Origin of the sequence: Mycobacterium sp. RTGN4 (genome assembly GCF_033804635.1) — a bacterium.
Taxonomy (GTDB): Bacteria; Actinomycetota; Actinomycetes; order Mycobacteriales; family Mycobacteriaceae; genus Mycobacterium.
In genome coordinates this window covers 132,026-144,414 of sequence record NZ_JAPZLB010000008.1, presented here as the reverse complement: position 1 = coordinate 144,414, position 12,389 = coordinate 132,026, and the positions used below count along the sequence as shown (strand labels likewise).

Sequence of the window (12,389 nt, the reverse complement as noted above, 5' to 3'; positions counted from 1 at the left end):
CCAATGGTTTACCTTGCCATGAACCAAAGATCATGCCGCACATCGTGTTTATGACTGCCGACGCAGCACTTGCTACGACGCTACGCCGAGCGGTTCACCCGCCGCGACGGGTGCCGCCTCGGAGGCGATGGCGTGCAGAGTACGAAGGACCAGCGCGACGTTCGGGTCACTCTGTCGCCCGGCCCGCACCACGGCACTGATGGTGCGCCCACCGATGTTCGGGCCTTCGGCGATCAGGCCCTCGAGCCTGCGTGGCACGGACAACCGCGGCACGATCGCCGACGCCGTTTCGGCTGCGGCGAGGTCGCAAATGTTCTGTGCCCCGATCAAGCGATGCTTCACCTGCGGGGTGAAGCCGGCGTGCTCTCCTGCACGGACCAGCGCAGCGTCCAATCCCGAGTGCTGTGGCCCGGTGATCCACTGGCCCTCAGACAGGGCGGCGAGCCCGCCTGCCCGAATGCGCATGTGCGCCTGCGTCGGCGCGAGTAGGACCAAGGGCTCGAACAGCAATGGTTCGGCTGAGAGGCCGCCGAGTACCTCTTCGCCGAGAAAGTCGTATTGGCAGATGATCGCTACGTCGACCTCCGCCTGTCGGAGCAGTCGCAGTGAATCGGCACTGGTTTCCTGTTGAACCGCTATGCGAAGGTCCGGCTCCTCTGTGCTCAGTCGCTGCATCAAGGGGGCGGCCAATGTCGGGATGCCCATGTTGAAGGTGGCGATCGCGACTTGACCGGACGTGCGGTCCCGGGTGGCGGCGACAGCGCTCATTGCCTCATCGACGGCGGTCAGTACGCGCCGGACGTGGTCGACGAGCACGTGGCCGCTGCGGGTCAAGCCCAGGGTTCGCCCCTCGCGTCGAAAGAGGATTGCGCCGACTTCGTGCTCCAGCACTCGAAGCTGCTGTGAGACGGCCGAACTCGTTATCCCACGCCGCTCCGCCACGGCAGTCACCGAACCAAGGTCGGCCAAGTCCGCAAGGAGCGTCATTCGGCGAAAGTCGAGCATTACGCGCCTCCCACGGGCCGTGGCGTGACTATGAGCAGCATTCGCGACCTCATCCATTGGGCGGCGGCGGGTTGGAGGACCGTCAGCCGCAACAGCTCCGCGCTGCACGCACCCCAGGCGATGAGGTGCCGCTCCACGAGGAGTTCACGAGTCAACGCATCCAATGGTTCCACGGCGGCGCGCTGCGCACCGCCGACGCCGCGTTGCGGACGGTCGGCGAAACTCCCCGTGTACTGGCTTTTTAGTGCGCCACCGCTCCAGGAATCACCGCGGATGTAAGTCCGGCCACGTCCAGCCTGCGTCGGGCCTCGGCGTAGACGTCCGCTGGGAGCGGACCGCGACGGGCGGTCTGCGCGTTCGCGCGGAGATGGTCGGGGTTGGCAGTGCCTGCGATGACGGTCGTGACGCCCGGCGTCGTAATCGCGTATCGCAGGAGAAAGCCCTGCTGCGTTTCGCCGTCTCGCAAGTCATCCAACCCGGTGGCAGCCCAGGTGACCGGCCGACCGGCCGAGTCGTGCTTGTCGCGCTTGCCGCCTTGGGCCACCCCGCCGCGCACGATGACGCCGACACCGCGCCGCTCGGCCAATTCGATGCGGCTCTCCAGCTCTCGTTCCAGTGCGGAGTACGGCACCTGTAGCGCGGTGACCCCCTCTAGTTCCAGATGATCGTCGACGTTCGGCAGGGTCGAGGACACGCCGAATGCGAGGATCTTGCCTTCGGTGCGCAGCGCGAGGAGCGTCTCGACGACGTGCTCCCGGCGGATCACCTCCAGGGCCGGGCTGATGTGCAACTGCAGCAGGTCCAGTCGGTCGGTGCGCAGCCGTCGCAGGCTTTGTTCGACGCCCGCCCTGATGTTGGTGGCCGAGTAGTCGTGCGGCAGTGGACCTGGCGGAGCGTCGGGTCGAAAGTCCAAGGGACAGCCGGCCTTCGAGGCGAGCACGTACTCGTCGCGGCGTGATTGGAGATGACGACCGATGAGTTCTTCGCTCAGCGCGTAGTCGATGGAAGTGTCGATGAACGTGATGCCCTCGTCCAACACGGCGTGGAGCACGGCCGCGGCGACTTCTTCGTCGAGCGGCCGGGGATTGCGATGTGGCGTGCCGCGCAGCTCCATCGCGCCGAACCCCAGCACGGTCACCTGTGGCCCCGCGTGTCCGAGGCGCCTCGACTCCAGTTCGCTCGTCGTCATTCGACGATGGTCGGTCCGTTGGCTGGCGAGATCAAGCATCGACAGCTACGAGTTCGGTAAACGAAAACTGCGCGTTCACAGCCGAACCTGTCGATTAAGTAGGGCTGCAGCATCTTGGTAGCTCGACGGTGTTGTTCGCTGCCACCCATTCGCCGACGGTGGATGGACCAGGTTAGTCCGAGATGATCTCCGGCCAACCCTTCCTCGGTTCCTAACCACTACTGACAGAGCAGGATTGACACATGACACAGCTTCCCTCGCGCCGCCTCGGCGCGGCCGGGCCCGTCGTATCGGCCATCGGCCTCGGCTTCATGAGCTTCCGCGCGTCGGCCGAAGCCGATGATGAGAAGCAGGCAAGAGCCGTAGTCGATGCGGCAATCGACTCCGGGGTCACGCTGATCGATACCGCTGACATCTACGGACCCGAGTTCAGCGAACTGTTGCTGGGCCGCGCGATCCGTGGCCGTCGGGACGCACTGACCATCGCCACGAAGTTCGGCAACACCCTGGACAGGGACACCAATCCGCGCGCCTTGGACGGACGGCCGGAATACGTCCGGTCCGCCATCGAGGGTTCGCTTCGTCGGCTCGGAGTGGACCACGTCGACCTGTACTACCTTCACCGTGTCGACCCCGAAGTGCCCATCGAGGACACCGTCGGCGCGCTCGCCGAACTCGTCGAAGCGGGCAAGGTGCGGTTCATCGGACTGTCGGAGCCCGGGCTGGACACCGTGCGTCGGGCGCACGACGTCCATCCGATCACCGCGATCCAGAACGAATGGTCGTTGTTCACCAGGGACATCGAGGACGGGACGGTGGCGCTCGCCCGCGAGCTCGGCATCGGGATCGTTCCGTACTCACCGCTGGGGCGAGGCTGGTTGTCGGGGCGGATCCGAAGCCTTGACGACGTCAGCGCCACCCACCGAGCGCATCCCCGGTTCGCGGACGAAGCCTTCGAGCGGAACCGATTGTTGGCGGATGCGGTGGCGCTCGTCGCCGCCGAACTCGGCGTGCAGCCCGGCCAGGTGGCGCTGGCATGGGTGCTGTCGCGCGGTGACGACGTGGTGCCAATTCCAGGCACCCGCCATCCGGACTACGTGCGCGAGAACGTCGCCGCGGCAGGCGTCGAACTCGGCGCCACTCACCTGGAGCGGCTGGAGCGCATCGCTGCGGAGGTGGAAGGCCATCGGTCCATTCGACCCGAGAATCTGGGCACCGAGGCACCACTCGTAGGCGCCACTAGGTCGTGACGGTCATCAGTCGCTACGGCGACGTCGACGCAACGCTCGACGTGCGGTTGGCCGACTACAACACCCGCCACGGTTTGCCGGGCCGGTGGACCGACCGGGTGCTTGCCCGGCTGGCGGGGCCGCACTCGTTGTCGGGCAGACACGTGCTGCGGGCTCAGCTCGAGCGGCTCGGCTTGCCCTCGCGTCAAAAGAAGGACGAGTCGGGCAGCGTCGAACCGTTGACGGCCAGCTCGCCGAGCACCCGCGCCTTGTAGACCGTCGGGTTGTGGGAGAACAGCGTGCGTAGGTTGCGCCAGTGCCGGTCCAGGTGGGCCGACGCGCGCACCGACGACGCGCCGCCGACGTCGAAGATGCGCGTGGCGGCGGTCAGCGCGGTCGGTTCGAGTGCGACCTTCACCCGCGCAGCCGCGATGGACGCACGGGCTTCGAGTTCGGGGTCGATCCCCGTCGCTCGCGCGGCGTCGAGTGCCGGCGCGAGTTCGGCTGCCGCACCGCGGATCAGCGCGTGAGCCGCGAACGCGGTCGCGTCGAGCTCGCCGACGATAGCGAGCAACTGTGGGTCCGCCGCAGGCGAATCGGCCGTGGCGAACGTGTAAGAGCGGTGACGATTGCGCACCACCGCGGCGGCCTCCGCGGCGACGGAACGCAGGATGCCTGCGGCGATCGCGTGGAGGTACAGCTGGACCAGTGCGCCCCGCGCCCTGTCCACACCGATGCTGGTTCCCAGCGCGATCACTTCGTCGGCGCCCACGCGAACGTCGGTGAAGATGGTTGTGCCGCTTCCGGTATGGCGTTGCCCAACGCCGTCCCAGTCGTCGGCGTGCACGATTCCGGGCCGGTCCACGGGAATCACCGCAGCCACGGGCGATCCCGCGTCGTCCTGCGCACTGACGCGCAAGTAGTCGGAGAATTGCGCACCGGTGCTGTAGAACTTGCGCCCGTTCAACCGCAGCCCGTCAGTACCGGCGCGGAGTGTGGTGTCGTAGACCTGGCCGCCGACCTGCTTGCTGCTGAGCTCCGAACTCGTTCCACCGATCAAACTTCCTTCGGCGATCAACGCGATCAGCCGCGCGTTGATGGCGCGCGGAGGCACCCGCTGCACTTCCTCGGTCAATGAGAAGTGCACCCGCAGGATGTGGGCAAGGTCGGGGTCGGCTGTGGCAAGGGCGACGACGAAGTCGAAGAACTCGGACACCGAGTAGCCGGCGCCGCCGAGTTCGGAGGCGAGCCGGACGGCGCCCAGCCGGTGTTCGCGCACCAGCTGCAGACCCAGCCCGGGTGGTTCGGATCCACCGTCGTCCAGTCGACGCCGGTAGTCGGCCGCGAGCTGTGCGAGCACCTCGTCGAGCGAGCCGCCGGCGTGCTCGTGGAGCGGGGATGCGGGGGATTCGATGGTCACGTGGGTTCAGTCCCTTCCCGGTTGGGTGTCGTCGATCGAAGCGTCGTAAAACCATGGCACGGAGTTCGCGGCGTTGGCGAAGCCCTTCACCCGCGGGGCGACCGCGAAGATCTGCGTATCCTCAAGCAGTGGAACGGTATACGCGTTGTCGATGACGTAATCGTTGTACTGCGCCAAGATTCGCAGCCTTTCGGTCGGATCGGTAGCGCTGATCTGGGCATCCAGCAGCCGGTCGATTTCCGGATCCGCGCCGTGCAGGGCATACATGTCGCCGAACTTGCTGCCGTAGTTCTGCCATAGCCGGACGGGGTCGGCGGTCGGCCAACCGTTGCGGCGCAGGCCGACCGAGTCCTCGACGCTGGCCGACGGATAGTTCGCGAAGTCGGTCTGCCGGATCACCAGATCGATGCCGATCCGCCGGAGTTGACGCTGGATCAACTCATACATCGGCTTGGAGGTGTGGTCGTAGACGTCGACGTAGATCTTCACCGACAGCAGGTGGCCGTCCTTGACGCGAAAGCCGTCACCGTCGCGCTGAGTCCAGCCGGAGGCCTCGAGGAGCCGAACCGCCTCGGCCGGGTCGAAGCGCACGGCGTCGCTGCGGTCGGTGTAACCCGGAAAACCCCGCGTGACGATGTTCTGTGCCGGTTTCCAGTTGTCACTGTAAAGCGTGCTCAGGATCTCATCGCGATCGATGCCGAACCCGATTGCCTTGCGCACGTTGATATCTCGCATGAACGGCGCGGTCTGGCGAATGTCGAGCGTGTTGGACAAACCGGGGGTGCGGAGGCCGAGGACCTCGAAGCCCTCCCGCTGCAGTAGTCGCTCGTCGGGGGGCTGGGTGTACCGAATCGCGTCGGCTTGCCCGGCGCGCAGTGCGCCGACACGCACGCTGTCCTCCGTAACGGGAATGACGGTGATCGTGTCGAGATACGCCTCGCCCTGATGTGGCGCGGTGGCCGGCGCCCAGCCGTACCCGCGGCGCTTCGCAAGCACGATCTTCTTGTCCGGAACCTCCGATGCTGCGTAGAACGGGCCCGAACCGATGAGGTTGGTGACTACCGACTGCTGCTCCTTGGTGGCGTCGATGGTGGCGTCGGCGACCAGGCCCGAGGTGTTGAGTGAGAGCACGGCAAGAAATGGTGCGTACGGCTTGGCGAGCTTGACGCGCACGGTGCGGCGCGCTTCGTCGGCGGTGACGGACTCGACCTTGGGAAAGTAGACGTTGCGCGTAATGCCCTTGGGCTTGTCGCCGTTCGCTTCCCATTCGAGGTTTCGGCGCACCGACTCGGCGTCGAGACGCTGGCCGTTGCTGTACGTCACTCCGTCACGAATGGTGAACTCGTAGGCGGTCTTCGAATCGTCGACCGTCCACTTCTCCGCTATCCACGGTACGAATTCGAAGGTCTTTGGATCCTGGTAGATCAACCGATCGAGCAACTGGTCCTTCAACAGGCTGTTCTGCCAGTAACTCACCTGGATCTGCAGTGAAGCAGGGGCTTCTGCATCCAGGTAGACGAGATCGCCGCCGCGGTGGCCGTTTTCCGGCTGCGCTGTCACCGTGCGGTCGCTGCAGCTCACCAGCGTGCCGGTGACGACCACGACCGCCGCGAGTGCGGCGACGACCCTTCGTCTCGTGCTCACGCGGCCCGTACCGGTGCGCCGGGAACGGCGTCGAGCAACCGGCGGGTGTACGGCGCGGCCGGCGTGGCAAAGACTGTGGCCACTGGGCCCGTCTCCACCAGTCGTCCGTGCTCGAGCACGCTGACGTGATCGGCGATCTGACGCACCAGGCTCAAGTCATGCGAGATGAACAGGTAGGTCAATCCGAGGTCGCGCTGCAACTCGATGAGCAGGTCCACCACCTGGGACTGCACGGTGACGTCCAGCGCGGAGGTGGGCTCATCGAGCACGAGGATCGGTGGATGCAGAACCAGCGACCTGGCCAACACGACGCGCTGGCGCTGCCCGCCCGACACTTCTCCGGGTTTGCGCTCGCGTAACGCGAGCGGCAACCCGACCCGGTCGAGCGCGTGCTCGACCTCGGCGCGTTGTTCGCGTCGGGACCCGATGCCGTTGATCCGCAACGGTTCTCCGATGGCCTCGCCGACGGACATCCGGGGGTCCAGCGCAGCGAGCGGATTCTGGTGCACCATTTGCAGCGTTCGCGCCCGTACGCGTTGCTGCGCCACTCCAAACGGCGTGTGCGGGCCGCGCAGTTCTCCGTCGACGCGTACGGTTCCGGATTCGAAGTCAGTGAGTCCGGCGAGCACCCTTGCGGCGGTGGTCTTTCCGGAGCCGGACTCGCCGACCAGCGCGTGGATGCTGCCCCGCTTCACGTCGAACGAGACATCGTCGAGCGCGCGGGTGTCTCCGAAGGCCTTCACCAGTCCGCTGACCTGGAGGATCGGTACATCGAGTTCGGTGGGACTCGGTGGCTCCGACTGCAGGTACTTGTCTGGCGAGAGGGCTGGAGCGTCGTTGATTAACTGCCGGGTGTAGTCGTCACGCGGGGCGACGAGCACCGTCTTGGTCGGTCCCGATTCCCGGAGTTCACCGTCGCGCAGTACCACCACGTCGTCGCTGTGGTGCTCGGCCAGCGCGAGGTCGTGAGTGATGAAGACGACGCCAAGACCCCGCTCGCGGCGCAGCTCGTCGAGCAGTTCGAGGATGCGCTGCTGCACGGTGACGTCGAGGGCGCTCGTAGGTTCGTCGGCGATCAGCAGGTCGGGGTCGCCCGCGATGGCGGTCGCAATGAGTACGCGTTGCAGTTGGCCACCGGACAGTTGATGCGGGTAGTCATCGGCGCGTCGCCGTGGCTCGGAAATGCCGACGCGGTCGAGGAGTTCGATCGCGCGCTCGCGGGCGACTCGCCGATCGGCGATGCGGTGCACGGTGAGCACCTCGGCGACCTGATTCCCCACGCGCTGAAGCGGATCGAGCGAGCCAAGGGGGTCCTGCGGTACGAACCCGATCCGCGCGCCGCGCAGTCCGCGCCATTCCCGCTGGGGCAGGTGGGTCACCTCGTTGCCGTGTAACTCGATGCGGCCCGCGGTGACGTGACCGTTGTCGGGCAGCAGCCCTTGTAGCGCCCTGGCGATGGTGGACTTGCCGGAACCGGACTGACCGACGACCGCGAGCACTTTGCCGGACTGAACGTCGAAGGAAACACCGCGCACCACGGGCACGGTTACGGAGTTGTGGTGGACGGAACGGTACTCGATACTCAGTTTCGAAACCGACAGCAACGCTGGAGAACTCACGTCAACCGACCTTTCTACGGACGATGTGCGCCAACCTCGAGAGACTCATGACGGTCAGCACGATGGCGAGGGATGGGAACAGCACCAACCCAGGAGCCGAGTTGATGTAGTTGCGGCCTTCCGAGATCAACAGGCCCCACTCCGGTTCGGGTGGTTGTGCGCCGTAGCCGAGGAAGCTCAGCGACGCGATCGCCAGAATGGCCGTGCCGAACTGCAGCGCCGCTAGCGACAGCACGGCCGAATACGAGTTCGGGAGCACGTGACGAAAGAGCAGTCTCGAGTGACTGGCGCCGAGATGTGCGCTGGCCTCGACGAATGGAAGGTTGCGGGTGGCCAGCACCTCGGAACGGGCAAGTCGAGCGAACACCGCGATCGACGAGACCCCCACTGCGATCGCAGCGTTCACCGTTCCGAAGCCCAGCGCCACGATGATGGTGATGGACAGCAGCAGGGTGGGAACCGACAGCAACACGTCGACGATCCGGCTGATGATGCTGTCGGTGGCCCGCCCGAAGTAGGCGGCGATCAGCCCGAGCAGGGTACCCACGACGAGCCCGATGGTCACCGCGATGAACGAACCGGCGATGGTCGCCGCCGTACCCGCGATGACTCGGCTCAACAAGTCGCGCCCGATGTAGTCGGTGCCGAAGGGGTGCGCCAGAGTCGGCGAGGCCAGCGGAAGGTGCGGATTCTCCTGCAACGGATCGTATGGCGCGACGGTGCTCGGCGCGGCGATCATGGCGACCACCAGGACGAGAAACAACAGCGGAAGGAGATCCCACACGCTGATGCCGATACGGTGCCGAAATCGCGGAAGTGCAACTGCGGGAGCGGCACTGATGGCTGTCATGCGGGCACCGCCTCGACGTCGGATGGTGGTCGGGCGCCCAGCTTGGCCGTCGCGGCGGCGCGCCCGATGCGTGGATCGATGAGCGGATAGACCACGTCGACGATGAAGTTGATCGCGACGAAGGTGACCGAGACGGTGATCACCACGGCCTGGATGATCGGTGTGTCCTGGTTGCGTACCGCGGTCTCGGTGAGATAGCCGATGCCGGTCCGGTTGAAGATCGTCTCGGTGATGACCGAGCCAGCGAGCAGTTCTCCGACCGTGATCGCCACGATGGTCAGCGTCGGTATCGATCCGTTCTTGAGCAGGTGGCCGAAGATGATGCGATCTCCCGCGACACCCTTGGCGCGCAACACTTCGACGTAGGGTTGGCCCGCGGCCTTGCTCAGGCCCTGAATCAATACCTGCGCAATGGGCGCCGCCACCGGAAGGGCCAACGGAAGCGCGGCCAACGCGGTGGACCGCAACCCTTCGTCCTGCACCGCGGAAACCCATCCGAGGCTGAATGAGAACACTTGCAGGGCAACGAGTCCGGTGACGAATACCGGAACGGACAGGAAGGCGGGCGGCAGGGATCTGGCGATTTCGCGCACCGACGACCAGGGCGCGAAGACCGCAAGGAGGGCGATCACCAGGCCGAGCGCCGCGGCGACGATGAAGGCCACGGTCGTCAGCGACACCGTCGACGGCAGTGCGTGTGCCAACAGTCGAGACACCTTCTGGCCGCTGTTCAAGGAGTAGCCGAGATCTCCCGAGAAGAGCCGCTTGACCGAGACTCCGAACTGCACGACAGCGGGTGCGTCGAGCCGGTAGTAACTGCGCAACGCGGCGGCGTCGTCGTCGGAGATCGGATTCTCGGGGTTCGAGATCTGTTGTTCGATGGGGTCGCCGGGCAGCACGTTGAGCACGAAGAACACCGCCGTGTAGGCCAGCACGATCACGACGATCGACTGTCCGAGCCGACGCAACGCGAAGTTCACCACGGATCGGAACGCTATGTCCCTGCGTGCATGGCGTCGATGATTCCTAGCTTTAGGAGTTTTAAGCCGATAGTTCACTGCAACTTAACTGTTGGTGCCGAACGTATTTCAAGTTCCGGTGAGCGCAACCGTTGTGCAGCCGTGGTGGCGACGTAGCGTCGGAGCGATGGCTGCCCTCTCGGTCGGCGTCGAGCTCATCGGCGACGGCCTCGACGAGTCCGTGTTCGATCCCAGCCAGCCACGGCGGGGCGTGGCGCCGCTGGCCAGGCGGCTCGAGGCGGCGGGTGTCACGTACTGGGTGATCGGCGCCGAACGTGGTGAGCCGACCGACCCAACGACGGTCGCGCTCGATCCGTCGGTGCTGGCCACCGTCGCCGCGCGGCATACCGCCGAGCTCGGCCTGGTCGTCGCAGCAGCACCGCACCGCGACCACCCATACAACCTCGCAAGGCGGTTGGTGTCGGTCGACCACGCCGCCCGCGGCAGGGTCGGCTGGCTGGCGCTGGACTTCGATCACGCGATCGGCCTGAACGCCGCCTCGGACACGTGGACGGGCGCCGTGCCCGACCCGGTGCACACCGCGCACGCGGTCAACGCGGTCCGCACGTTGTGGCGGACGTGGCCGCTGGCGTCGATCGTGGGCGACCGTGCGACGGGAATGTTCGCTGACGTCAACCAGATTCGGCGGGCCGACGTCCGCAACGGATATGCGATCACCGGGCCACTGAACGTCCCTGGCTCGCGGCAGGGGGACCTGCCAGTGTGGCGGCTCGACGCGGGTGACGACACGTCGTCCTCGTCGAACGGTGCGGACTTGGTGATCGTCGAAGCAGGCGCCCGGATTCCCGCCGGGGTGCCCGTGGTGGTGAGGGTGCGTTCCACCGAATCCATTGCCGCGACGCTCGACCGGCTCGCGGGCACTTCCGGTGTCGTCGGTGTGATTCTTCGGCTCGACCCGGACGCCGTGGATGACGTGCTCGACGTGGTCCTTCCTGCGGCCCACCGTCGCGGCCTCCTGCAGTCACCGCACGGCGATACGTTGCGGGCTCGGCTGGACCTGCCACCACTGGCAGCTCCCGAGATGTCCGGCCACGCCCTCGCCTTCGACGGCGCCCCCAACCCAGGAGGACGACTGTGACCGCGAACGGCAAGCAGGTGGTGCTCAACGTCAACGTGCTCAACACGGGCATCCACACAGGTTCGTGGCGGCGCACTGACCAGCCGCCAACGGCGTTCGCGGATCCCGGTTACTACGTGCGAATGGCCAAGATTGCGGAACGGGGCACGCTCGACGCGCTCTTCCTCGCCGATGGCCCTGCGCTGCGGGATCACCCGGCGCTGCGGCCGTCGCAAGCGTTGGAGCCCAGCGTGATTCTTGCGTCGGTGGCTGCCGAGACTGACCACCTCGGGCTCATCGGCACGTTGTCATCCACCTTCAACGACCCGGTCGAACTCGCCCACCGCTTGCTCACGCTGGATCAGCTTTCTGGCGGGCGCTTCGCGTGGAACGTGGTCACCACGTACTCACCGGCCGCTGGCGGGAACTTCGGGCTGGCGGACTACCCGGATCGGCCGACTCGCTATCGGCGTGCGTCGGAGTTCGTCGACGTCGTGCAGGCGTTGTGGCGCGACGCGGCGGACGTGTCGACCCGCGGTGTTGACCACCACGGCGAATTCTTCACCGTGGTGGGCGCGCTGCCCCAGGGTCCCTCCGCGCAAGGCCATCCACTGCTGGTGCAGGCCGGAGGCTCGCCGGCAGGCAGGGAACTCGCGGGTCGAGCGGCCGACGCCGTCTTCAGCGCGGAGTTGGACCTGGGCGCAGGCATCGACCATGCCCGCCACGTCAAGGACGTCGCTGTCGCGCACGGGCGCCGCCGCCAGGACGTGTTGATCCTGCCGGGTTTGATCACCACGATCGGAAGTACGCGGGCCGAAGCCGAGCGCCGCTACGACGAGCAGAACGCGCTGCTGCCGATCGGCCACGATCTGCAGCGACTGTCGCAGGCACTCGGCGAAGACCTGTCGGCGCTCCCGCTCGACGAACCCGTCCCGGCCCGCCTGCTGGGCAGTGTCTCCGACCCTGCGGAATTCGCTGCGTCGCTGGGTTTTCGAGAATCGGTGGTGCGGCTCATCGAGAGCCAGGGGCTGACCCTGCGCGCGGCGCTCCGTGCATTCAGTGGCGCTGGGCATCGGGTCATCGTCGGCTCGCCCGTCGACGTCGCCGACACGATCGAGCGATGGTTCCTCGCCGGTGCGGCCGACGGTTTCAACCTGATGCCCGACGTGTTTCCCGATGGACTGGAGATATTCGTCGACGAGGTCGTTCCGATCCTGCGTGCGCGGGGACTGTTCCGCTCGGAGTACGCCGAATCCACTCTGCGTGAGCGGTTCACCGGTGACGCGCAATTGCGTGGCCATCCGCAGCTGGTCCGTGGCTGACTCCTGAGCGACTT

General features: G+C 66.3%; 11 protein-coding genes. 4 read left to right on the top strand and 7 right to left on the bottom strand.

What is annotated here, in order from left to right; translation table 11 throughout:
• Window positions 1–72: 72 nt before the first annotated feature.
• Window positions 73–987, bottom strand: a complete 915-nt coding sequence (locus SLQ30_RS18825; RefSeq protein ID WP_319447865.1) for a LysR family transcriptional regulator — start codon at window positions 985–987, stop codon at window positions 73–75.
• A 259-nt stretch (window positions 988–1,246) separates the two neighbouring features.
• The gene (locus tag SLQ30_RS18820) at window positions 1,247–2,194 is read right to left on the bottom strand and encodes an aldo/keto reductase (protein WP_319447866.1); all 948 of its coding nucleotides are present in this window, start codon (window positions 2,192–2,194) and stop codon (window positions 1,247–1,249) included.
• Between the two features lie 242 nt (window positions 2,195–2,436).
• Between SLQ30_RS18820 and SLQ30_RS18815 the strand changes: the two genes are divergently transcribed.
• Window positions 2,437–3,444 carry an aldo/keto reductase gene (locus tag SLQ30_RS18815; RefSeq protein WP_319447867.1) on the top strand — a complete coding sequence of 336 codons (1,008 nt, stop codon included), beginning with the start codon at window positions 2,437–2,439 and terminating at the stop codon, window positions 3,442–3,444.
• Window positions 3,441–3,698 carry a hypothetical protein gene (locus SLQ30_RS18810; protein WP_319447868.1) on the top strand — a complete coding sequence of 86 codons (258 nt, stop codon included), beginning with the start codon at window positions 3,441–3,443 and terminating at the stop codon, window positions 3,696–3,698. Before SLQ30_RS18815 ends, SLQ30_RS18810 begins: the two co-directional genes overlap by 4 nt.
• On the opposite strand, the gene SLQ30_RS18805 is transcribed toward SLQ30_RS18810, so the two are convergent.
• Genes SLQ30_RS18805 through SLQ30_RS18785 form a run of 5 tightly spaced genes read right to left on the bottom strand, consistent with a single transcriptional unit; the run spans window position 3,629 to window position 9,939 of the window.
• Window positions 3,629–4,837, bottom strand: coding sequence for an acyl-CoA dehydrogenase (locus SLQ30_RS18805; protein ID WP_319447998.1), 1,209 nt, complete (start codon window positions 4,835–4,837; stop codon window positions 3,629–3,631). The genes SLQ30_RS18810 and SLQ30_RS18805 overlap by 70 nt on opposite strands.
• A gap of 12 nt (window positions 4,838–4,849) precedes the next feature.
• The gene (locus tag SLQ30_RS18800; protein WP_319447869.1) at window positions 4,850–6,487 is read right to left on the bottom strand and encodes an ABC transporter substrate-binding protein; all 1,638 of its coding nucleotides are present in this window, start codon (window positions 6,485–6,487) and stop codon (window positions 4,850–4,852) included.
• Window positions 6,484–8,106 carry an ABC transporter ATP-binding protein gene (locus tag SLQ30_RS18795; RefSeq protein ID WP_319447870.1) on the bottom strand — a complete coding sequence of 541 codons (1,623 nt, stop codon included), beginning with the start codon at window positions 8,104–8,106 and terminating at the stop codon, window positions 6,484–6,486. Before SLQ30_RS18795 ends, SLQ30_RS18800 begins: the two co-directional genes overlap by 4 nt.
• A gap of 1 nt (window position 8,107) precedes the next feature.
• Window positions 8,108–8,956, bottom strand: a complete 849-nt coding sequence (locus SLQ30_RS18790) for an ABC transporter permease (protein ID WP_319447871.1) — start codon at window positions 8,954–8,956, stop codon at window positions 8,108–8,110.
• The gene (locus SLQ30_RS18785) at window positions 8,953–9,939 is read right to left on the bottom strand and encodes an ABC transporter permease (RefSeq protein WP_319447872.1); all 987 of its coding nucleotides are present in this window, start codon (window positions 9,937–9,939) and stop codon (window positions 8,953–8,955) included. The genes SLQ30_RS18790 and SLQ30_RS18785 overlap by 4 nt, the downstream gene beginning before the upstream one ends.
• 163 nt (window positions 9,940–10,102) lie before the next feature.
• On the opposite strand from SLQ30_RS18785, the gene SLQ30_RS18780 reads away from it, so the two are divergent.
• Window positions 10,103–11,074, top strand: coding sequence for an LLM class flavin-dependent oxidoreductase (locus tag SLQ30_RS18780; protein WP_319447873.1), 972 nt, complete (start codon window positions 10,103–10,105; stop codon window positions 11,072–11,074).
• Window positions 11,075–11,109: 35 nt separating this feature from the next.
• The gene (locus SLQ30_RS18775) at window positions 11,110–12,375 is read left to right on the top strand and encodes an NtaA/DmoA family FMN-dependent monooxygenase (protein WP_319447999.1); all 1,266 of its coding nucleotides are present in this window, start codon (window positions 11,110–11,112) and stop codon (window positions 12,373–12,375) included.
• Window positions 12,376–12,389: the final 14 nt, after the last annotated feature.